The sequence below is a fragment of the Pseudomonas asplenii genome (assembly GCF_900105475.1).
GTDB classification, from domain to species: domain Bacteria; phylum Pseudomonadota; class Gammaproteobacteria; order Pseudomonadales; family Pseudomonadaceae; genus Aquipseudomonas; species Aquipseudomonas asplenii.
In genome coordinates this window covers 687913-709200 of the sequence record NZ_LT629777.1, presented here as the reverse complement: position 1 = coordinate 709200, position 21288 = coordinate 687913, and the positions used below count along the sequence as shown (strand labels likewise).

The window sequence follows — 21288 nt, the reverse complement described above, 5'->3', positions numbered from 1 at the left end:
CTCGTCTCTGGGGGCCGCCGTTTCGACGAGGAGGAACCGGCTATGAGCGGCAAGCATTCGTTGCAGGAAATCGAGCAGGCCGAGAAGAAACCGCTGTGGCAGCGCCTGGGCTGGCTGGCGATGATCTGGGCGGGGAGTGTGCTGGCGTTGTTCGTGGTTGCCAGCCTGATGCGCCTGTTCATGAGCGCGGCCGGGCTGACCACCCACTGACCGGCTGACGCTTTATTCTGCGCGAGCCTTCTCTGTAAAAGCCTGATTCGGGAACCTTCTGTAGGAGCCTGGCTTGCCAGCGAAGCTTTTAGCGCCCATGAGGTCGCTTTCGCTGGCAAGCCAGGCTCCTGCAATGGTCGGCGTTTACTTGCGGGCCTTCAGCACCACGAATTTCGGCGTCGCCGCCACTTGCTCGACACCGCGGAACAGCCGCGCCAGCTTGCTGTGATAGCCCAGGTGGCGATTGCCGACGATGTACAGCGAACCACCGACCACCAGCGCATCCCGCGCCTGCTGGAACATCCGCCAGGCGAGGAAATCGCCGACCACCTGCTGCTGATGGAAGGGCGGGTTGCACAGCACCACATCCAGCGACTGCGGCGCCTGCCCGGCCAGGCCGTCGCCGGCGCGAACGATCACCTCACGTTCGCCAAGGATGGCCTGCCAGTTTTCCCGCGCCGATTGCACCGCCATGAACGATTCGTCCACCAGCGTGTACTGGGCCTGCGGGTTCTGCAGGGCGCTGGCAATCGCCAGCACGCCGTTGCCGCAACCGAGATCGGCAACGCGGGCCGTGCCGAGGTTTTCGGGCAGGTGCGGGAGGAAGGCGCGGGTGCCGATGTCCAGACCGTCACGGCAGAACACGTTGGCATGGTTGAGCAGTTCGATCGCCGGCCGGTCGAGCCGATAGCGCGTCGGGTAGGGCGATGGGAGCGTAGCGCGGGGCTCGGCGGTTGCCACCAGCAGGCGGGCCTTCTTCACCGCCAGCGAGGCCTGCACGGTACCGACATAACGCTCCAGCAGGTCGCCTGCCGCCCGGGGCAGGTGCTTGATCATGGCGCCGGCGATTACCTGGGCGCCGGGGGCCAGTTGTCCCTGCAGACGAATCAGCTGTTCTTCCAGCAGTGCGAGGGTCTTGGGCACACGGATCAGTACCCGATCGAACGGGCCGACCAGCGCTTCGCTGGCCGGAACATGACGAACCGCGTCGAAGGTCTTGCCGTTGCGTGCCAGGTTCTTTTCCAGGCCGAGTGCGGCGAGGAACGAATCGCCGCTGCTGGTGAGTTGCACATGGCCTTCCAGGCTGGCGGCCAGAGCGCCGAAACTGTCATTGAGCACCAGTACTCGGGTGTCGTGCGAGACGCCTTGTCCGGCCAGGTGGTCGAGCAGGTATTGATCGGCCGCGTCGAACGCCTGCAAGGGTTCGCCCTGTTGTTCAGGCTGGCGTATCAGGTCGAGATGGGCGAACGGGCTTTCTAGCAGGGGCATGGGACACGGGCTCTGGGGGACGGTTCACGGTTGCCTTGAAGCGCTGTGCGCAATGGGCAACGGTATGGCAGGAGAAGGATTTTACGTGGGTTTCGAGCAGATTGCCTGTTGCGTGTTTAGGTGGCAGATCCTTCTGCCTGGAGAGGAGCTATGAATCAGTACAGCAGTCCGGATTTGGCCGCGCGCAGTACCGCCGAGGCCTTGTTGCTCACGCCGAGTTTTCTCATGATGGTACTCATGTGGAAACCTACGGTACGCGTGGTCAGATTGAGGATGTTGGCAATCTCGGCAGCGGTCTTGCCTTCTGCCGTCCACTGCAGGATCTCGGTTTCCCGGGGCGAAAGCGGATGGCTGCTGGGCGGCGGGGAGGAAGTGACCAACCGTTGCGCCATGAACGAATGCAACCAATTGCACAGCCACAACACATGACCTGTCTTGGAGTAGAACTCGTTGGACGTGATGGGCTCGCAGGTTCGGGAAAGACTCAGGGTGCTGACAATACCGCGAATATCATGGACTGACTGCGACCAGCCGTGGTTGAGACCATGAGCCTGCATGTCACGCCACAATGCCGGGGTGTTCCTGAACGTATCAGGTACCCACAGGATCGGGAAAACCGAGTTGTGGCAGTGCGTGACTAGAGGGTCGACGGCAAGGTAGTTGTTACGTTGATAACATGCATTCCATTCTGCTGGATAGTTATTGAAAGATGCTGTGTTCGGTTGAGTGCCTCCTAATAAGCTGCTGACTCTGAATGATACGAAGCTGAAGCGTATTTGCCCTGCCAGATTGAAAACCGCATTGAAGACTGCCTGTTCTTCTTTTTCACTCATGAGCTGGTGCAGTTGATTATCCTGCCAGTTCTCCATTGAGATACCCTTCCTTGACGCAATATTCGTTGAACTCAACGTGCTCGGATAGTGTAGGAAAATTCTTGAGTGGGGTGTGGTTTTTTTATATTGCGCTGATATTTTTATCGACTTTCAAGGGCTGCGGTTATCGCGTCGTGCCTAATATCATTAGGCCCGGTGCGGTTGTTTTGTGCTTTTATGCGAGTTGGAAAAGTGGCTGAAGTGAGGCGTGATCTGTTGGATTGCGATCGGTATATCTTCGTAACTATATGTTTTACTTAGTTGCTGTACTTTTTTATTGTTTTGTATATGTTTTTTCAAAAAACTTATACCACTACAAATCGCCGGTGTTTCTGTCGCCGGCTTTGCGAGACACTGGCCACCTATTTTCGAGGGAGCGTGCAATGACCGCCAGTGCCGAAAAATTTACCCGGCAGACCTTGCTCGAGGTTTGTCCGCTGACTCCGAGCCTGTTCACCCTGCGGACCACGCGCGATGCCGGGTTCCGTTTTCGTGCCGGTCAGTTCGCGCGCCTGGGCGTGACCAAGGCTGATGGCAGTGTAGTCTGGCGGGCCTATTCGATGGTGTCCTCGCCCCACGACGAATTTCTCGAGTTCTTTTCCATCGTTGTCCCGGGAGGGGAGTTCACCAGTGAACTGAGTCGTCTGAAGGTCGGTGACTCGCTGTTGATCGAGCGCCAGTCGGTGGGCTATCTGACCCTCGATCGTTTTGTCGATGGGCGCGATCTCTGGCTGCTGGCCACGGGCACCGGGGTCGCGCCGTTCCTGTCGATTCTGCAGGACTTCGAGGTGTGGGAGCGCTTCGAGCGGATTCTGCTGGTCTATAGCGTGCGGCACGCGGGCGAACTGGCCTATCGCGAACTGATTGCCGGACTGGCTGAGCGCGATTACCTGGCCGAGCAGGCCCACAAGCTGCGTTTTGTGCCCATCGTCACCCGTGAGGCGGTGCCAGGGGCGTTGGCCGGGCGTATCCCGCAGTTGATCGAAAATGGCCAGTTGGAGCAGGCCGCCGGAGTGGCACTGGACCCCGCGTATTCGCGGGTGATGATCTGCGGCAACCCGCAGATGATCGACGACACCCGCCAGGTGCTCAAGCAGCGCGATATGCAGCTGAGCCTGAGTCGTCGCCCGGGCCAGGTGGCGGTGGAAAACTACTGGTAGAAAAACGGCGCCCAGCAGGCGCCGTTGGCGGGTAGAAGCCGCTCAGGGCTTCTCGCTCTGGGCCTTGAGCAGATCACGGATTTCGCCCAGCAGGGTTTCTTCACGGCTCGGTACCGGCGGCGCGCTTGGCGCCACGGCTTCCTCGCGCTTCAGGCGGTTGATGGCCTTGACCCCCATGAAGATGGCGAAGGCGACGATCAGGAAGTCGATGCAGGTCTGGATGAACTTGCCATAGGCCATGACCACCGCTGGCGTATTGCCTTCGGCGGCCTTGAGGGTAATCGCCAGGTTGCTGAAGTCCACCCCGCCGATCAGCAGGCCAATCGGTGGCATCACCACATCGCCGACGAAGGACGAGACGATTTTGCCGAAGGCCGCGCCGATGATGATACCCACCGCCATGTCGACCACATTGCCCTTGACCGCGAAGGCCTTGAACTCACTGAGCACGCCCATAGGTTATTCCTTGTTACAGATGAGTGGAGTGAACGCAGTGTAATTCAGCCTCGAGCATCTTGCTCCATGCCGGGCTCTACACTTCCTGCTTAATCGACCTGTTGCCCGGCAATAAGTTTGCAAAGTGCCACCAATCGCGCGAAATACGCCTCCTGAAGCGTTTTGCCCCGTCGAATTTTTCAATCGGGGTCTTTGAGCTTTTCTATTTAGAATTTGTTGAATCGATCTCTAGCCTTTGTCGAGCGCACCTGGATGCGCATAACAAAATCTCGAGGATTCCGACATGCAGATCACTCCTGTTCCGGGAGCTATTCCCACTCGGCGCGTGCTGGGTATTTTGACCGCCAGCCTGCTTTCCCTTTCTGTCCATGCCGCTACGCTGACCCGTGACAACGGTGCGGCGGTAGGTGATAACCAGAATTCGCAGACCGCCGGCGCCACCGGGCCGGTGTTGCTGCAGGACGTGCAACTGATCCAGAAATTGCAGCGTTTCGATCGCGAACGTATCCCCGAGCGGGTGGTGCATGCCCGTGGTACCGGGGCCCATGGCACGTTCACCGTGACCGACGACCTGAGCGACCTGACCAAGGCCAAGGTCTTTGCCGCTGGCGAGAAAACCCCGGTATTCGTGCGCTTCTCGGCCGTGGTGCACGGTAACCACTCCCCGGAAACCCTGCGCGACCCGCGGGGTTTCGCCACCAAGTTCTATACCGCCGACGGCAACTGGGACCTGGTGGGGAACAACTTCCCGACCTTCTTCATCCGTGATGCCATCAAGTTCCCGGACATGGTCCATGCCTTCAAACCGGACCCACGCACCAACCTGGACGACGATTCGCGGCGCTTCGATTTCTTCTCCCATGTGCCTGAAGCCACACGCACCCTGACCGAGCTGTATTCCGACTCCGGCACCCCCGCCAGCTATCGGGAGATGGACGGCAACGGCGTGCATGCCTACAAGCTGATCAACGCCAAGGGCGAAGTCCACTACGTCAAGTTCCATTGGAAGAGCCTGCAGGGCATCCGCAACCTCGATCCGAAACAGGTCGTCGAGGTGCAGGGGCGTGACTACAGCCACATGACCCATGATCTGGTCAGCCATATCAACAAGGGCCAGTTTCCCAAGTGGGATCTGTATGTCCAGGTGCTGACGCCGCAGGACTTGGGCAAGTTCGACTTCGACCCGCTCGATGCGACCAAGATCTGGCCCGGTGTGCCGGAGCGCAAGGTCGGTCAGATGGTGCTCGATCGCAACCCGGCCAACGTGTTCCAGGAGACCGAGCAGGTGGCCATGGCGCCGGCGAACCTGGTGCCGGGCATCGAACCATCCGAGGATCGTCTGCTGCAGGGACGGGTGTTCTCCTATGCCGATACCCAGATGTACCGCCTGGGCCCGAATGCCTTGCAACTGCCGATCAACGCACCGCTTGTGGCAGTGAACAACGGCAATCAGGATGGCGTGATGAACAGCGGGCACAGCAGCAGCGGCGTGAACTACCAGCCGAGTCGCCTGATGCCCCGCGACGAGCAACAGTCGGCGCGCTACAGCCAGTTGGCCCTGTCGGGCAGCACCCAACAGGCGAAGATCCAGCGTGAGCAGAACTTCAAGCAGGCCGGAGACCTGTATCGCTCCTACAGCAAGAAGGAGAAACAGGACCTGATCGAGAACTTCGGTGGTTCGCTGGCCGATACCGACGACGAGAGCAAGCACATCATGCTGTCGTTCCTCTACAAGGCCGATCCCGAGTACGGCACGGGCGTGACCCAGGTCGCCAAGGGCGACCTGGCGCGAGTCAAGGCGCTGGCGGCGAAACTGACCGACTGACCTGCCGTGTGAAAGCCAGCCCACTTCATGGCACCTGCCATGAAGTGGGCTGGGACAACCGAGGCCCTATTGCAACGGAGTCTTTCCATGCGTATCCCTGTCTTGTTGTTCCTCTTTGCCTGGGCTTGCAACGCCTCGGCCGCTGAGCCGGCGATTGCCGCCGATCCGCAAGCCCTCAAGGCGCAGATCCAGGACTATTACTTCGATGCCGCCCGCCGTGGCGACGTCGAGATGTTGCAGACCTTCATCGAGTCCGGCTATCCGCTCGATACCCAGGACGCCAATGGCTACACCGCGCTGATCCTGGCGGCCTACCACGGCCAGGGACCGGCGGTTGAGCGCTTGCTGGCGGCCGGGGCCAACGCCTGTACCCAGGACAAACGCGGTAACACCGCGCTGATGGGGGCGATCTTCAAGGGCGAAGTCCGGATCGCCCGGCGCCTGTTGAGCAGCGACTGCAATCCCGACCAGCGCAATGCTGCCGGTCAGACGGCGGCCATGTACGCCGGGTTGTTCAAGCGCACCGCGCTGCTCGAGGCCCTGGCGGCCAAGGGCGCCAATCTCGATGCCGAGGATCCTTTGGGCAATACTGCGGCCCGTCTGGCCGAGGGTGAAATCCGTACACCGCCACCGCGCTGATCGGCGCCGGCTGAGCTATCATCGCGGTTTTGCCATGGGGGACCGAGATGGCCAAGGCCAAGCGCATGTACGGCTGCACCGAGTGCGGCGCGACCTTTCCCAAGTGGGCCGGCCAGTGCGGCGAGTGTGGCGCCTGGAACACCCTCACCGAAACCCTGGTGGAGAGTGGTGGCGCCGCGGCGCCCAGCGGGCGCACCGGCTGGGCCGGGCAGCAGGCGCAGATCAAGACCCTGGCCGAAGTCAGTGTCGAAGAGATTCCGCGTTTTTCCACCGCGTCCGCCGAACTCGACCGAGTGCTCGGTGGCGGCCTGGTGGATGGTTCGGTGGTGCTGATCGGTGGTGATCCGGGCATCGGCAAGTCGACCATCCTGTTGCAGACCCTGTGCAATATCGCCACGCGCATGTCGGCCCTGTATGTCACCGGCGAGGAATCGCAGCAGCAGGTGGCGATGCGGGCGCGACGGCTGGGTTTGCCCCAGGACCAGTTGCGGGTGATGACCGAGACCTGCATCGAGAGCATCATCGCCACGGCGCGAGTGGAAAAGCCCAAGGTCATGGTCATCGACTCGATCCAGACGATTTTCACCGAACAACTGCAATCGGCCCCGGGTGGCGTGGCCCAGGTGCGCGAAAGTGCGGCGTTGCTGGTGCGTTATGCCAAGCAGAGCGGCACGGCGATCTTCCTCGTCGGTCACGTGACCAAGGAGGGCGCGCTGGCCGGTCCGCGGGTGCTGGAGCACATGGTCGACACGGTCCTGTACTTCGAGGGTGAGTCCGATGGCCGTCTGCGCCTGCTGCGGGCGGTGAAGAACCGCTTCGGCGCGGTCAACGAACTGGGTGTATTCGGCATGACCGACCGCGGCCTCAAGGAGGTTTCCAATCCCTCGGCGATTTTCCTCACCCGTGCCCAGGAAGAGGTCCCCGGCAGTGTGGTCATGGCCACCTGGGAAGGCACCCGGCCGATGCTCGTCGAGGTCCAGGCGCTGGTCGACGACAGCCACATGGCCAATCCGCGCCGGGTGACCCTGGGCCTGGACCAGAACCGTCTGGCGATGTTGCTGGCGGTGCTGCATCGGCATGGCGGTATTCCGACCCACGACCAGGATGTCTTCCTCAACGTGGTCGGCGGCGTGAAGGTGCTGGAAACCGCCTCCGACCTGGCGTTGATGGCGGCGGTCATGTCCAGCCTGCGCAATCGGCCGTTGCCCCATGACCTGCTGGTGTTTGGCGAGGTCGGGCTATCGGGCGAGGTGCGCCCGGTACCCAGCGGCCAGGAGCGCCTGAAAGAGGCGGCCAAACATGGTTTCAAACGCGCTATCGTGCCCAAGGGCAACGCGCCGAAAGAATCGCCGGCCGGGCTTAAAATCATTGCGGTCACACGCCTGGAACAGGCGTTGGACGCGTTGTTCGAGTAACGGGATAAAGGAGTCAGCGGGATGCGGATAATCGGTGCGGCAATGTGTTTGGCAGGTTGGATGCTCTGCGCCGGTGCGGCCAGCGCGGCCACGGCGCAGGTGCCGGAGGGCTATCGGTTGGCCCAGCAGATGTCCACGGGTGATGGCGGCGAGTTGGAGTTGCTGGAGGATGCGCGGATCTCTGCGGATCTGCATCAGTCGCTCTGGGGCAACGGCAGTGCGTTCGACGAAGACGCCTTCGACGACGAAGCGTTGGCGAAGGATGTCGCCAACCGGCCGATTGTCGAGGCCCGCCTGCGGCTGTTGTCGGCCTCTGGGGAGGAGGTCGAGAGTGTCGGTTTGGCCTATCCGCTGGCAACCCTGGAAAAAGCGTCGATGGCCGGTATGCCGAGCCCGGCATTTTTCCTCACGGTTGATCAGACCGCGCCGATGGGCAGTTACAGTGGGCCTGCGACCCAAATACTCATGCCTGCCCTGCACAAGCTGCAACCGATGCAGTCCCAGGCAGCGGATGGCACGCTCAAGCCGTTGTTCCTGGCCCAGACCGGCAAGGCCGCCTGGCAGGCCAGTGATGCGCTTCCGGAAATTCTGCAGGTGTCGTCGTCGCCGGCAGACGATGAGAGTGAAGATTTCGTGACGGTCTACCGGACCTATCGCCTCAAGGGCGATGTCTGGCAGTTTTCGTCACGGGAAGAAAATAGCTACTGGGAATCCGAAGGCGACTTCCCCCAGCGCTCGGCATTTCCCTGATGCAATGACCCGAGGCGCCGCCGCTGGGGTGGCGCTTGGCGGGTCAATCCTCGAACAGCGCGTCCAGCTCGCGTTCCAGTTCCTCTTCGTCGCCCAGGTTCAGCTCGATCAGGCGGCGCAGGTGCTGGATCGATTCCAGGCCGATATGCAGGCATTTGAAGCCCAACTGGTGGTGATCCACATGGACCAGTTCGGCATCCATTTTCACATGGGCATTTTTCGCCAGGCGGATATCGACCAGGAAGATGCCCGTCAAGCCGGCGGGCCAGTTGCCCGGCTGCTGGACCAGCAGCCCCTTGAGGGAAAGGTCTACCAGTTGTGCCGACCACACTGTGCCGCCCTGGCTCAAGGTGGTGATGGCATCGAACGCGATACGCTTGAAACGGCGACGGTTGATCGAAGAGTCACTCATGTTCAGGTTCCTGTGCGGACTCTGCTGACTATAGCCTTCATGCCGTGCCAGGCAAGCGCCAAGGCGGGCAGGTGACTGTTGGTTGTTGCGCGTGATGTCCCTCCATATTCCCGGCAGCAATAAAAAAACGCTCTATACCAAGGTTGGGTATGGTCATCGCGCACTTTGGCGCTAAACTCAAGATGGCTGTCTTTCTGTCCATCTGGCTGGAATATCAAAATGAAAAATAATAATAGCCCGCTCCGCCATCTACCCTGGCTGGTGCTGGCAATCGTGGGAGCGTGCGCCCTGGGCGTAGTGGCCTTGCGCCGCGGCGAGGCGATCAACGCCTTGTGGATCGTGGTCGCCGCTGTGGCGATCTATCTGGTTGCCTATCGTTACTACAGTCTGTTCATCGCCAATAATGTCATGCAGCTCGACGGCCGTCGGGCGACGCCTGCGGTGCTGAACAACGATGGTCTGGACTATGTGCCGACCAACAAACACATTCTTTTCGGTCACCATTTTGCGGCGATCGCCGGCGCCGGTCCGCTGGTCGGCCCGGTATTGGCGGCGCAGATGGGCTACCTGCCCGGTACGCTCTGGCTGATCGCCGGGGTGGTGCTGGCCGGTGCGGTTCAGGACTTCATGGTGCTGTTCCTGTCCACCCGTCGCAACGGTCGTTCGCTGGGCGACATGGTGCGCGAGGAAATGGGCCGGATTCCGGGCACCATCGCCCTGTTCGGCTGCTTCCTGATCATGATCATCATCCTCGCGGTGCTGGCGCTGATCGTGGTCAAGGCCCTGGCCGAGAGCCCATGGGGCATCTTCACGGTGATGGCGACCATCCCGATCGCGATGTTCATGGGTGTCTACATGCGCTACATCCGCCCGGGCCGCATCGGTGAAATCTCGATCCTCGGCGTGATCCTGCTGCTCGGCTCGATCTGGCTGGGTGGGCAGATCGCCGCCGATCCGGTCTGGGCCAAGGCCTTCACTTTCACCGGCGTGCAGATCACCTGGATGCTGATCGGCTACGGCTTCGTTGCCGCCGTTCTGCCGGTATGGCTGATCCTGGCGCCGCGCGACTACCTGTCGACCTTCCTCAAGATCGGTACCATCATCGCCCTGGCGATCGGTATCCTGATCACCATGCCCGAGCTGAAAATGCCGGCGCTGACCCAGTTCGTCGACGGCACGGGGCCGGTGTGGAAAGGCGGGCTGTTCCCGTTCCTGTTCATTACCATCGCCTGTGGCGCGGTCTCCGGCTTCCACGCGCTGATCTCCTCGGGGACCACGCCCAAGCTGCTGGATAACGAAACCAACGCCCGCTACATCGGCTACGGCGGCATGCTGATGGAGTCGTTCGTGGCAATCATGGCGATGGTCGCCGCTTCGGTCATTGACCCGGGCGTGTACTTCGCCATGAACAGCCCGGCTGCCGTGGTCGGCGCGGATGCGGTGACCGTGGCGCAGACCGTTACTGGCTGGGGCTTCGCGATTACCCCTGAAGCGCTGCAGGCGGTGGCCAGGGATATCGGCGAAACGACCATCCTGGCCCGTGCCGGCGGTGCTCCGACCCTGGCGGTCGGTATCGCGCAGATCCTGCACCACGTCCTGCCGGGTGAGAACACCATGGCGTTCTGGTACCACTTCGCGATCCTGTTCGAAGCGTTGTTCATCCTGACTGCCGTCGATGCGGGTACCCGTGCCGGGCGTTTCATGCTGCAGGACCTGCTGGGCTCTTTCGTCCCGTCGCTCAAGCGTACCGAGTCCTGGACTGCGAACCTGATCGCCACGGCCGGTTGCGTCGCGCTTTGGGGCTACCTGCTGTATCAGGGCGTGATCGATCCGCTGGGTGGCATCAACACCCTGTGGCCGCTGTTCGGCATCTCCAACCAGATGCTGGCGGGTATCGCGCTGATGCTCGGCACCGTCGTGCTGATCAAGATGAAGCGCCAGCGCTATATCTGGGTGACCCTGGTCCCGGCGCTGTGGCTGCTGATCTGCACCACCACCGCCGGTTTCATCAAGCTGTTCGATGCCAACCCGGCCATCGGCTTCCTCGCCCTGGCGAAGAAGTACAGCACCGCGCTGGACGCCGGACAGGTGCTGGCACCGGCCAAGGACATCACGCAGATGCAGCACGTGATCTTCAACGCGTACACCAACGCGACGCTGACGGCGCTGTTCCTGTTCGTGGTTTTCAGCATCCTGTTCTATGCCCTCAAGGTGGGTGTCGCGGCCTGGGGCAACAAGGAACGTACGGACAAGGAAACACCGTTCCAGGCTGTACCTGAGGCCTGATTAGGAGGGTATGCAATGTTCAATGACCTGAGTCGCCTCGGTAAATACCTCGGGCAGGCCGCGCGCCTGATGGTCGGCATGCCCGACTACGACACCTATGTCGAGCATATGCAGACCAAGCACCCGGACAAACCGGTGATGAGCTACGAGGCGTTCTTCCGGGAACGCCAGGAAGCCCGTTACGGTGGCAAGGGTGGGCCGAAGTGCTGTTGAGTCGTTGACTCAACGCATTCCGTTGTGGGAGCCGGCTTGCTGGCGATAGCGTTCCGACCGTCGACATCTTCTGGTCTGACACAGCGCTATCGCCAGCAAGCCGGCTCCCACATTCATTTTTAGCGTATGGGAGATTCGCGTTTGTCCGTTCCTATTCCCGTCACCGTCCTCAGCGGTTTTCTCGGCGCCGGCAAGACCACCCTGCTGCGTCATCTGCTCAAGGCCGAGCACGGCCTGAAGATCGCCGTGATCGAGAACGAATTCAGCGACGCCGGCATCGACACCCAACTGCTCGGCGCCGAGCCGGTGCAGGTCATGACGCTGTCCAACGGCTGCGTCTGCTGCACCATTCACACCGACCTGACCAAGGCGCTGTACCTGCTGCTCGAACGCCTGGACAGTGGTGAACTCAGCTTCGACCGGCTGGTGATCGAATGCACCGGGCTGGCCGATCCGGCGCCGGTGGCCCAGACCTTCTTCATCGATGAAGAGCTGCGCGAGCGCTACCTGCTCGACGGCATCATCACCCTGGTGGATGCCGCCCACGCCGAGCATCATCTGACCCAGACCATCGCCCAGGCACAGATCGGCTTTGCCGACCGCCTGTTGGTGAGCAAACGCGACCTGGTCGACGCAGCGACCTTCGACGCCTTGAGCGAGCGCCTGACGCGTATCAACCGTCGGGCGCCGATCCGCATCGTCGAGCATGGCCATATCGACCTGGCCGAGTTGCTGGACGTCCGCGGTTTCAACCTCAATGCCGACCTGGGCGGTGGCGTGAGCCTGCGCCCGGTCAGTCAGGGACGCGGCATCGACCGCATTTCCAGCCTGGTGCTGCGCACCGATCAGCCACTGGATATCGACCGGCTCAGCGAGTTCATGAACGAGCTGCTGGAGGACCACGGCAAGCAGTTGCTGCGCTACAAGGGCGTATTGAACATTGCCGGTGAGTCACGCCGCCTGGTGTTCCAGGGTGTGCTCAAACTCTACGGTTTCGACTGGGATACCGAGTGGGAAGAGGGTGCGGTTCGTGAGAGTGTGATCGTGTTCATTGCCGACGATTTGCCTGAAGAGAGCATTCGCGAGGGTTTCGCGAGAATGGCGCAACTCTGAGCCCGGGGGGAGCCGGCTTTTGCTCGGCTCACCCCACTGCCAAGGTCTCGAGCTGTTGCAGATACTGCATTATCCTCTCGGTGCCTTCCCGCGCATTGCCGGCCTGTAGGGCATCGAGAATGGCCTGGCGCACTTGCCAGCCTTGGCCATGCACCACCGAGCGGGCGGCCAGCGCCAGCCCGGTCAGCGGAATCAGCCCTTCCAGAAAGTGCATCATGGGCGCATTGCCGGCCATCCGCGCCAGTTGCAAGTGAAACTCGCCACCCAGCCGGGTTGCCGTACTGTGCAGACGCTCCTCGATGCTCTGACGCTCCCGGCGAATCAGCATCTGAAGGGAGTCGATAGCCGATCCATCGGCGCTCGCGCAGAGTAGCTGGATGACCGTGCTTTCAGCCATCCGCCGCGCCTGGAGCACCTGCCGTATCTGGTGGGCATCCGGCTCGGTGACTCGGGCCCGTTGATTCGGGCGGGCGTGGATGACCCTTTGGTGTGTCAGGCGGCTCACCACGCGGCGTACCTCGCTGCGACCGGCTGCGTAGGTTTGCATCAGCAGGTCTTCGCTCAGCCCGGCCGTGAATTGTCCTTCGAGAATATCCTCGAAGACCCTGGCGTAGAGATCTTCGGCACACGACGGTCCTTGCAGGGCGCGGGACTGCCTGCGCGTGCGGGCGGTAGCGAAGGGCTGAAGTGTTGCAACGCTGGTCATGACCGGTCTCCCGTCGAGGTGGATTACTGCTCGATACTGCCCAGATGGTCGTCCGGGATGGTGAGTTCGATGCCCATGCGCAAGCTTTCCTGCAGGATGTGCCGACGCATCTCCGCACTGGCCAGGGCGCTGTTCTTGTTGCGGATGGCACGCACCACGGCTTCGTTTTCCTCCAGGCGTTCTGCCAGGTGCTCGGGTGAGTTGCGCAGCACCTCGGCGCTCTGCTTGAGCGCGTTGCTGGTCTGCTGCACCACGTTCTGGAAAATCGGGTTGGAGGTCAGGGCGAACAATTCTTCGTGGAAGGCGATATAGGCGTTCAGCCCGGCCTCGCTGTCATTGGCCTCCAGGGCTTCGCGCATGTCCATCAGGGTCAGGCGCAACTGGCCGACTTCCTTGCTGCTGATCGATTGCGCCACCAGTCCGACGATGAACGGCTCCAGGGTGTAGCGCAGTTGCAGGATGTCTTCGAGGCTGGCGTCGGCCACGCCGCTGTGGGCGCTGGCGGTGTCCAGCACCACCACGCCTTTGCCGGGCATGGAGCGGACCAGGCCGAGGGTTTCCAGGACGGTGACGGCTTCGCGCAGGCTCGGGCGGCTGATACCCAGTTGTTCGGCCAGCTCACGTTGGCCCGGCAGCATCTCGCCGGAGCGCCATTGGCCACGGGCCAACGCGGCGCGGAGTTTTTCTACCACTGAATTGACGACGGTCGATGAGCTGATCACGGTGCTCTCCAGGTGAAGCGGTCAGGCCCCGACGCGTGGGCGGCATGCGGCTGCCGCTCGCGGTTCGGCACACGTGCCCATCCATGGGCGTATCGCATCAGAACTCCTGCTGCTGAGCCGAAGGACCCGGCTTTTTAGGGGTAAAGGCATAACCCTGTTGGCCTTCCAGAACCTTGTGAGCCCGTTGTACATCGATGTCCTTTTCCCAGCGGGCGATGGCCACGGTTGCCACGCAGTTGCCGATCAGGTTGGTCATGGCCCGGCCGATGCCCATGAACCAGTCGACCGCCAGCACCAGCACCAGGCCGACCACCGGAATCGCCGGAATTGCCGACAGGGTGGCGGCGAGAATCACCAGGGCCGAGCCGGGAATGCCATGGGCACCCTTGGAGGTGATCAGCGATACCAGCAATATGGTCAGCAGATCCGTCATTGCCAGCGGTGTGCCGGTGGCATTGGCGATGAAGACGATGGCCAGGGTCAGGTAGATCGAGAAACCGTCGAGGTTGAACGAGTAGCCGGTGGGGATCACCAGGCCGACCGTCGAGCTGCCGATGCCCAGGTGTTCGAGTTTGCGCATCACTTGCGGCAGCACGGCATCCGAGGATGCGGTGCCCATGACGATCAGCAGGTCTTCCCGGAAGTACTTGAGGAACGGCAGCATTCTCAGGCCCGACACGCGCATCACCAGGCCTAGGATCAGCAGCACGAAGGCCAGGCAGGTGATGTAGAACAGCGCCACCAGGTTGCCCAATTGTCGCAGCGACTCCAGGCCGTAGGTGCTGGTGGTGAAGGCGATGGCACCGAATACGCCGATCGGCGCCAGGCGCACGATCATACCCATGATCCGGAAGATCACATGGCTCAGTTCATTGATCAGGCGCGAGATGCCCGAAGCCGACTCGCCCACCAGGTTCAGCGCGCTGCCGAACAGCACCGAGAACAGCAGCACTTGCAGGATATTGTTGTCGGCAAAGGCGCTGAGCACCGAGTTGGGGATCAGGTCCATCGCGAACTGCGTGGCCCCGCGTAGGTGCTGGCCACGATCGGCCAGATCACCCAGGGCGGCCTTGGACAGTTGCTCCAGATGGATATTGGCACCGCTGCCGATATGGGTGGAAAAAGCCAGGATCAGCCCTATCAGCAGGGCGACGGTGGTCAGGACTTCGAAGTAGATCACCGACTTGAGGCCGATGCGCCCGACTTTCTTCAGGTCGCCGGCACCGGAAATGCCGCTGACCACCACGCAGAACACGATCAGCCCGATCAGCATCTTGATCAGTTTGATGAAGCCGTCGCCCAGGGGCTTGAGTTGGGTGGAGAACTCGGGAAGGGCGAGCCCGCAGACGATGCCAAGCATCAATCCAAGGATGACCTGAAGGAAAATCGAACGCGAGCACCATTTGAGCATGGGGAGGATCCTGGTCGGCGTTCCTTGGCCGGACCTTGGGTCGCGACATTGGAACTTAATTTTTGTGGTCTTACCGGTATGTCCAGTGCCAAGCCAGTCTACGCCCGATTTTTTTGAAGTCGCAAGTGAATTCCGAAAAATTGGTTAGACCGGTCTGACCAGTGATCGCCAGTTAATGCATATTCCCGTAGGCGCGCGGCTTGCCCGCGAAGCTTTTGGCGGCCTTGCCGGCCTCTTCGCGGGCAAGCCGCGCTCCTACAAGGGAGGGAGGGGCTTCTTTCGGGCGAAAAAAAGCCCGGTCATCGCTGACCGGGCTCTCTTGTGCTACGGGATGCGGGCGTATCAGGCGCCGTATACCGGCAGCTTCTTGCAGATGGCCTTGACCTTCTCGCGAACGGCGTCGATCACCGCTTCGTTGCTCAGGTCAGCCAGGATGTCGCAGATCCAGCCGGCCAGCTCGCGGCATTCGGTTTCCTTGAAGCCACGGGTAGTGACCGCTGGGGTGCCGAAACGCAGGCCGGAGGTGACGAACGGGGAGCGCGGATCGTTCGGTACCGAGTTCTTGTTTACGGTGATGAACGCCTTGCCCAGGGCGGCGTCGGCATCTTTACCGGAGATGTCCTGCTTGATCAGCGACAGCAGGAACAGGTGGTTCTGGGTGCCGCCGGAAACCACGTCGAAACCACGTGCAATGAACACTTCGGCCATGGCCTGGGCGTTCTTCACCACTTGTTGCTGGTAAGCCTTGAACTCAGGCTGCAGCGCTTCCTTGAAGCAGATGGCCTTGGCGGCGATCACGTGCTCCAGCGGGCCGCCCTGGGCGCCTGGGAAGACGGCTGAGTTCAGCTTTTTCTCGATGTCGGCGTTGGCACGGGCCAGGATCAGGCCGCCACGCGGACCGCGCAGGGTCTTGTGGGTGGTGGTGGTGACCACGTCGGCGAATGGCACCGGGTTCGGGTAGACGCCAGCGGCAACCAGGCCTGCCACGTGTGCCATGTCGACGAACAGGTAGGCACCCACCTTGTCGGCGATGGCGCGGAAACGTGGGAAGTCGAGGATCTGCGAGTAGGCGGAGAAACCGGCCACGATCATTTTCGGCTTGTGCTCGACTGCCAGGCGCTCGACTTCGTCGTAGTCGATCAGGCCGTTGGCGTCGATACCGTATTGGACGGCGTTGTAGAGTTTGCCCGAGGACGACACGCTGGCGCCGTGGGTCAGGTGACCGCCGTGGGCCAGGCTCATGCCCAGGATGGTGTCGCCACCTTGCAGCAGGGCCAGGTAGACCGCGGCGTTGGCCTGGGAACCGGCATGCGGCTGGACGTTGGCGTAGTCGGCGCCGAACAGTTCCTTGGCGCGGTCGATGGCCAGTTGCTCAACCACGTCGACGTATTCGCAGCCGCCGTAGTAACGCTTGCCTGGGTAGCCTTCGGCGTATTTGTTGGTCAGCACCGAACCTTGGGCTTCCATCACCGCTGGGCTGGTGTAGTTTTCCGAGGCGATCAGCTCGATGTGCTCTTCCTGGCGCTGAGCTTCTTGCTCCATGGCGGCAAAGAGATCGGCGTCGTACTTGGCAATAGTCAAATCACGGCTGAACATGGCGGTCCTCAAGGATCGGGTGGCAGAAAAAGAAGGCATTCTAACCCAATGGGTTTTATCTGGCATATGAAAGGGCATCATGTCGCAGATAAGCGACGTTCACCTTGGAATTACGCGGGGTGCAGGGCTTCAGTCGAACATGAACAGCGCATCATTGCTGAACTGCGCCTCGAAGCGGCTGGCCGCCATCGGTCGACCAAACAGGTAGCCCTGCACTTCGTCGCAGCCGTGTTCACGCAGGAAGTCCAGTTGCTCATGGGTTTCCACGCCCTCGGCGATCACCGCCAGGTTCAGGCTGTGGGCCATGGCGATGATCGCTCGGGCAATCTGCGCATCCTGTTCGCCTGATGGCAATCCGTCGACGAAGGTGCGGTCGATCTTCAGCACGTCGATAGGGAACTGCTTGAGGTAGTTGAGCGACGAGTAGCCGGTGCCGAAGTCGTCCACCGCGATGCTCAGGCCGAGATTTTTCAGCCCGTCGAGGATCAGCATGGCTTCGCTGACTTCGCGCATCAGGATACTTTCGGTCAGCTCCAACTCCAGGCACGCCGGCGGCAGGCCGGTGTCGCGCAGGATCGTGGCGATACGCGTGCCCAGTTGGCCGTCGGAGAACTGCCGTGCGGAGATGTTCACCGACACCTTGGGCACCCGGACCTTGTTCTGATGCCAGGTCTTGAGCTGGCGGCAGGCCTCGGCCAGCACCCAGTCGCCAACATCCACCACCAGCCCGAGTTCTTCCAGTACCGGGATGAAGTCGCCCGGCGGCACCAGCCCGCGCCGCGGATGGCGCCAGCGCAGCAGCGCCTCGGCACCGGTCAGGCGCTTGCCATCGCCGCTGAACTGCGGCTGGTAGTAGAGCACGAACTCGTTCTGCTCCAGCGCGTGGCGCAGGTCGCTTTCCAGCTCCAGGCGCTCCAGGGCGCTGGCGTTCATGTCGGCCTGGTAGAACTGGAAGTTGTTCTTGCCACGCTCCTTGGCGTGGTACATCGCGGTGTCGGCGTTCTTCATCAACTGGCTGAGTTCGCCGCCATCCTGCGGGCTCAGGGCGATACCGATACTGGCGGTGACGAAAAACTCGCGCCCTTCGAGCACGAATGGCGTGACCAGGCTCGAGAGAATCTGCTCGGCGACGTTGATCGCCCGGTTCAGCGCCATCTCGCGGGTTGCCCGTGGCTGCAGCAGCAAGGTGAACTCGTCACCGCCCATGCGCGCCACGGTGTCATCCTCGGCGACGCAGGCCAGCAGGCGGGTACCCATCTCCTTGAGCATGCGGTCGCCGGCGGCGTGGCCGAGGGAGTCGTTGATCGGTTTGAAACGATCGAGGTCGAGGAACATCAGCACCACCCACGACTTCTGCCGCTCGGCTTGCTGCAACGCGGTGTGCAGGCGGTCCTGGAACAGCGTGCGGTTGGGCAGGTGGGTCAGGGCATCGTAGTACGCCAGGCGATGAATGCGCTGCTCGCTGGCCTTGCGCTCGCTGATGTCGCTGAAGAAGCACACGTAGCTGGCCAGGTCGCCCTCATCATCGAGCACGGCGGTGATGCCGACCCAGGCCGGGTAGTGCTCGCCGCTGCGGCGCTTGAGCCAGACTTCGCCTTCCCAGGTGTTGTGCTGCTCCAATTGCTTGAGCACGTAACGCAGGTGGGCTTCCTGCTGGTCGTCGACCGTCAGCATGCTGGGCAACTGGTCCAGCACATCGGACACCGCATAACCGCTGACGCGACTGAAGGCTTCGTTGGCCTGGACAATATAACCGGCCGGGTCGGTGATCAGAATCGCCGAGGTCGAGTGCTCGAATACCGTCGCGGCCATGCGCAGATCTTTCTCTGCCCGGCGTTGCTGGCTGATGTCGCGGCCGACGCCGAGAATGCCCTCGAAGGTGCCGTGTTCGTCCCAGACCAGCACCAGCCGCAGTTCGATCGGGATCTTGCGTCCGTCGGCCCGCAGGCAGTCGAACACGAACAGTTGGGTGCGGACATTGCGGCGCAATTCGGCCAATTGTTCGGGTTTGTCCAGGGCTTTGCTGACCCGCTCCATCATTTGATAGATGCCGGTCAGTTGCGCCGGGTTGGCAATGGTCGATTGCCAGCCATGTTTGAACACCCAGTCGGTTTCATAGCCGAGGACGGTCTGCACCGAGGGGCTGACATAATTCAACTGCAGCCTGCTGTCGGTGGAAAAAATCACGTCGCTGATGCTTTCGGCCAGCATCCGGTAGCGTTGTTCGCTGTCACGCAGCGATTCGCTGGCCTCGATCTGGTCGGTGATGTCCTTGGCCACGCCGATGATCCGCGTGACCTGATCATACTTGTCCCGCGCCAGCGCCTGTTCGCGGATCTCGAAGCGCCGCCACTGGCTGTCACGATGGCGAAAGCGCAACTGGCACTGCAGCAACTGGCTGTAGCCGGCATGGCGCTGCTGCTGGCGCAGGCGATGATAATGCTCGGCATCTTCGGGATGCAGCAGGATTTCCCAGAAGTACTCGCCCATCTGGTGCAGCTCGTTCTTGTTGTAGCCGAGCGTCTGGCCCAGGTGGTGGTTGCTGAAGATCATCCGCTGGCTGATCACGTCCTGAACGTAGAGGTGATCGGGCACCGTGCGCACCACATCGGACCAGAAACCTTCGCGCTCGAGCAGCGAGAGCTCGATCAGCTTGCGACTGGTGATATCGCTGATGCTCAGGATCACCGCCGTGTAGTCGCTGGCGTCTTCCGGCAGGCGCATGACCAGCCACAGATGCTGGTCCTGACCATGGGCATCGGTCTGCCGGATTTCCACTTCCAACTGGCTCTGGCGGTTGATCAACGCATCGACCAGTGAGTAGCCGATGCCGGTAACCTGGCTCGGACAACCCTCGACCAGGCATTTCCAGGCGCTTTCGCGGGAGTCGACATTGAGCAGGCGCAGGGCGAGCAGGTTTATTTCGGTGAGACGCAGTTGTTCGAGCAGCAGACGACGGTTTTGCGGGTCGTGGGTTACCCATTTCCTGAGGCTTTCGCTGTCGATCAGTTGATGGTTTTCGAGCCACGCCGGCAAGCTGGAGAGGTCGAGAACGCACAGCGCCACGCCGGTGCCTTCGAAGATCTCCTGATAGCGGCGGCGGCCTTCATGCACCTGGTGCTGGCGACGACGCATGTTGATCAGCGCCAATACTGGCAGCATCGACAGGCCCAGGCCCAGCAGGCATTTGCCGATCAGCGCCGGCAGCAGTTCCTCGAGCATCTTGCGCTGGTCGAACAGGCCGCGCAGTTGCCAGTCGCTGTTGGACAGCGGCGCGATCAATACGCTGTTGGCTTCATCATCCGGTTGCAGCACCGAAGGACGCGGACTGATGTCGTTGTCGCGGCTGATGACACGGTGGTTCTGGCGGTTCTCGATGACCCAGGATGGGCGGAATTTCTGCCCGGTCTGGCGTGTCAGACTCTGGAACAGACTCGAGTCCAGGCGCAGCGCCCAGTAGCCGTTGGTCTCGCCGCTGGCTTGGCGCAGCAGCAGATGCACCATCGAACCGTCATCGTCGTTGGTGAAGTAATAGGCCTGGGTCCGGTTGCTGCGCCGGACCAGCTCGCCGAGGTACTCGGTGTCGTGGCTGTCGGTGGCGCTGTCGGTGATGAGATTGCCCTTGGTGTCGAACAGGGCAAAGCTCTTGATGGCCGGCAGGGACAGGCGCAGTTTGTCGAGCAACTGCCGTTGCTGCTCGGGGGTCTCGGGTTTCTCGAAAATCGGCAGCAGGTTGGCTGCGATCTGCGCATCGAGCTTCATGTTCAGGCTGATGTGATCGGCCAACTCGGCGCTGTAGTCGATGCTGTATTGGCGCTGGACCTTGCGGGTTTGTTGGAACTGGTCGATCAGTTGCCAGAGCAGCACCGCGAGCATGAGCAGCACCAGAATCGCCAGTACACCTTTTATCGTGCCGCGCAGGGGCGCGCCGGACACATAACGGGGTGCGCGCACGGGCGATGGCGGGTTGGCGTTGCTCAAACTGTGATCCTGCGGTTGGGCTGGATTGGCGCGACGTGCACTATAAGCCGGACGCCCGCAGGGCGGCTAGCATGCCTTGAGTTGTGGCAAAGTGCCAGTCCTGTTCCCCCGAGCGGTTTGCCCTGGTGCACACATTCAGGTAATTTTACCTGTTACGCGGGCGTTTTTGCGCTCCCTAATTGACGCTGGATGGGCGCTGCATTCGATAATGCATAACGCATGCCGCGCAATGCCGCCTGGTCCGGGCTACAC

General features: G+C 61.6%; 18 protein-coding genes. 9 read left to right on the top strand and 9 right to left on the bottom strand.

Translation table 11 applies throughout. From position 1 onward, the window contains the following. Positions 1-42 precede the first annotated feature (42 nt). Complete coding sequence (locus BLU37_RS03250) at positions 43-210, top strand: DUF2474 domain-containing protein (protein ID WP_010448497.1); 168 nt, start codon at positions 43-45, stop codon at positions 208-210. A 144-nt stretch (positions 211-354) separates the two neighbouring features. Here the strand turns inward: BLU37_RS03250 and BLU37_RS03245 are convergent, their stop codons facing one another. Together BLU37_RS03245 and BLU37_RS03240 are read right to left on the bottom strand one after the other, a co-directional pair. Beyond that, on the bottom strand, positions 355-1479 hold the full coding sequence (locus BLU37_RS03245) for a methyltransferase (protein WP_090202242.1): 1125 nt from the start codon (positions 1477-1479) through the stop codon (positions 355-357). 155 nt (positions 1480-1634) lie between these two features. Then, entirely contained in the window at positions 1635-2348 is a 714-nt protein-coding gene (locus tag BLU37_RS03240) for an autoinducer binding domain-containing protein (RefSeq protein WP_232000460.1), read from the bottom strand. Between the two features lie 386 nt (positions 2349-2734). On the opposite strand from BLU37_RS03240, the gene BLU37_RS03235 reads away from it, so the two are divergent. Next, entirely contained in the window at positions 2735-3511 is a 777-nt protein-coding gene (locus BLU37_RS03235; protein WP_090202239.1) for a ferredoxin--NADP reductase, read from the top strand. A gap of 42 nt (positions 3512-3553) precedes the next feature. On the opposite strand, the gene mscL is transcribed toward BLU37_RS03235, so the two are convergent. Beyond that, the gene (mscL, locus tag BLU37_RS03230) at positions 3554-3967 is read right to left on the bottom strand and encodes a large-conductance mechanosensitive channel protein MscL (protein ID WP_090202237.1); all 414 of its coding nucleotides are present in this window, start codon (positions 3965-3967) and stop codon (positions 3554-3556) included. Between the two features lie 283 nt (positions 3968-4250). Here mscL and katB point away from each other — a divergent pair, with 283 nt between their 5' ends. The 4 genes from katB to BLU37_RS03210 all read left to right on the top strand — a co-directional run bounded on the left by katB (position 4251) and on the right by BLU37_RS03210 (position 8596). Next, positions 4251-5792, top strand: a complete 1542-nt coding sequence (katB, locus tag BLU37_RS03225; RefSeq protein WP_010448506.1) for a catalase KatB — start codon at positions 4251-4253, stop codon at positions 5790-5792. A gap of 87 nt (positions 5793-5879) precedes the next feature. Beyond that, the gene (locus BLU37_RS03220) at positions 5880-6431 is read left to right on the top strand and encodes an ankyrin repeat domain-containing protein (protein ID WP_090202235.1); all 552 of its coding nucleotides are present in this window, start codon (positions 5880-5882) and stop codon (positions 6429-6431) included. A gap of 47 nt (positions 6432-6478) precedes the next feature. Beyond that, on the top strand, positions 6479-7846 hold the full coding sequence (gene radA, locus BLU37_RS03215; protein ID WP_010448510.1) for a DNA repair protein RadA: 1368 nt from the start codon (positions 6479-6481) through the stop codon (positions 7844-7846). A gap of 21 nt (positions 7847-7867) precedes the next feature. After that, positions 7868-8596, top strand: coding sequence for a hypothetical protein (locus BLU37_RS03210; RefSeq protein WP_090202233.1), 729 nt, complete (start codon positions 7868-7870; stop codon positions 8594-8596). Positions 8597-8639: 43 nt separating this feature from the next. Here the strand turns inward: BLU37_RS03210 and BLU37_RS03205 are convergent, their stop codons facing one another. Then, a complete protein-coding gene (locus tag BLU37_RS03205) occupies positions 8640-9008 on the bottom strand; it encodes a PilZ domain-containing protein (RefSeq protein ID WP_010448513.1) in 369 nt (122 codons plus the stop codon). Between the two features lie 219 nt (positions 9009-9227). Here BLU37_RS03205 and BLU37_RS03200 point away from each other — a divergent pair, with 219 nt between their 5' ends. The 3 genes from BLU37_RS03200 to yjiA all read left to right on the top strand — a co-directional run bounded on the left by BLU37_RS03200 (position 9228) and on the right by yjiA (position 12620). Then, complete coding sequence (locus tag BLU37_RS03200) at positions 9228-11294, top strand: carbon starvation CstA family protein (RefSeq protein WP_010448515.1); 2067 nt, start codon at positions 9228-9230, stop codon at positions 11292-11294. Positions 11295-11309: 15 nt separating this feature from the next. Next, positions 11310-11507 (top strand): YbdD/YjiX family protein, encoded by a 198-nt coding sequence (locus BLU37_RS03195; protein ID WP_010448516.1) that lies wholly within the window; start codon positions 11310-11312, stop codon positions 11505-11507. 126 nt (positions 11508-11633) lie between these two features. Continuing rightward, positions 11634-12620 (top strand): GTPase, encoded by a 987-nt coding sequence (gene yjiA / locus BLU37_RS03190; protein ID WP_172832996.1) that lies wholly within the window; start codon positions 11634-11636, stop codon positions 12618-12620. Positions 12621-12648: 28 nt separating this feature from the next. On the opposite strand, the gene BLU37_RS03185 is transcribed toward yjiA, so the two are convergent. The 5 genes from BLU37_RS03185 to BLU37_RS03165 all read right to left on the bottom strand — a co-directional run bounded on the left by BLU37_RS03185 (position 12649) and on the right by BLU37_RS03165 (position 21036). Then, positions 12649-13326 carry a GntR family transcriptional regulator gene (locus BLU37_RS03185; RefSeq protein ID WP_090202229.1) on the bottom strand — a complete coding sequence of 226 codons (678 nt, stop codon included), beginning with the start codon at positions 13324-13326 and terminating at the stop codon, positions 12649-12651. Between the two features lie 23 nt (positions 13327-13349). After that, on the bottom strand, positions 13350-14048 hold the full coding sequence (locus BLU37_RS03180; RefSeq protein ID WP_090202227.1) for a FadR/GntR family transcriptional regulator: 699 nt from the start codon (positions 14046-14048) through the stop codon (positions 13350-13352). A 97-nt stretch (positions 14049-14145) separates the two neighbouring features. Then, a complete protein-coding gene (locus BLU37_RS03175; RefSeq protein WP_090202224.1) occupies positions 14146-15459 on the bottom strand; it encodes a C4-dicarboxylate transporter DctA in 1314 nt (437 codons plus the stop codon). 342 nt (positions 15460-15801) lie between these two features. Beyond that, complete coding sequence (gene glyA, locus BLU37_RS03170) at positions 15802-17055, bottom strand: serine hydroxymethyltransferase (RefSeq protein WP_019361561.1); 1254 nt, start codon at positions 17053-17055, stop codon at positions 15802-15804. A gap of 129 nt (positions 17056-17184) precedes the next feature. Then, a complete protein-coding gene (locus tag BLU37_RS03165; RefSeq protein ID WP_090202221.1) occupies positions 17185-21036 on the bottom strand; it encodes a sensor domain-containing protein in 3852 nt (1283 codons plus the stop codon). Positions 21037-21288 lie beyond the last annotated feature (252 nt).

Excerpts from the sequence above, each read along its gene's own strand:
- BLU37_RS03250 (WP_010448497.1), top strand. The coding sequence starts at position 43 with ATGAGCGGCAAGCATTCGTTGCAGGAAATCGAGCAGGCCGAGAAGAAA.
- BLU37_RS03245 (WP_090202242.1), bottom strand. The coding sequence starts at position 1,479 with ATGCCCCTGCTAGAAAGCCCGTTCGCCCATCTCGACCTGATACGCCAG.
- BLU37_RS03240 (WP_232000460.1), bottom strand. The coding sequence starts at position 2,348 with ATGGAGAACTGGCAGGATAATCAACTGCACCAGCTCATGAGTGAAAAA.
- BLU37_RS03235 (WP_090202239.1), top strand. The coding sequence starts at position 2,735 with ATGACCGCCAGTGCCGAAAAATTTACCCGGCAGACCTTGCTCGAGGTT.
- mscL (WP_090202237.1), bottom strand. The coding sequence starts at position 3,967 with ATGGGCGTGCTCAGTGAGTTCAAGGCCTTCGCGGTCAAGGGCAATGTG.
- katB (WP_010448506.1), top strand. The coding sequence starts at position 4,251 with ATGCAGATCACTCCTGTTCCGGGAGCTATTCCCACTCGGCGCGTGCTG.
- BLU37_RS03220 (WP_090202235.1), top strand. The coding sequence starts at position 5,880 with ATGCGTATCCCTGTCTTGTTGTTCCTCTTTGCCTGGGCTTGCAACGCC.
- radA (WP_010448510.1), top strand. The coding sequence starts at position 6,479 with ATGGCCAAGGCCAAGCGCATGTACGGCTGCACCGAGTGCGGCGCGACC.
- BLU37_RS03210 (WP_090202233.1), top strand. The coding sequence starts at position 7,868 with ATGCGGATAATCGGTGCGGCAATGTGTTTGGCAGGTTGGATGCTCTGC.
- BLU37_RS03205 (WP_010448513.1), bottom strand. The coding sequence starts at position 9,008 with ATGAGTGACTCTTCGATCAACCGTCGCCGTTTCAAGCGTATCGCGTTC.
- BLU37_RS03200 (WP_010448515.1), top strand. The coding sequence starts at position 9,228 with ATGAAAAATAATAATAGCCCGCTCCGCCATCTACCCTGGCTGGTGCTG.
- BLU37_RS03195 (WP_010448516.1), top strand. The coding sequence starts at position 11,310 with ATGTTCAATGACCTGAGTCGCCTCGGTAAATACCTCGGGCAGGCCGCG.
- yjiA (WP_172832996.1), top strand. The coding sequence starts at position 11,634 with ATGGGAGATTCGCGTTTGTCCGTTCCTATTCCCGTCACCGTCCTCAGC.
- BLU37_RS03185 (WP_090202229.1), bottom strand. The coding sequence starts at position 13,326 with ATGACCAGCGTTGCAACACTTCAGCCCTTCGCTACCGCCCGCACGCGC.
- BLU37_RS03175 (WP_090202224.1), bottom strand. The coding sequence starts at position 15,459 with ATGCTCAAATGGTGCTCGCGTTCGATTTTCCTTCAGGTCATCCTTGGA.
- glyA (WP_019361561.1), bottom strand. The coding sequence starts at position 17,055 with ATGTTCAGCCGTGATTTGACTATTGCCAAGTACGACGCCGATCTCTTT.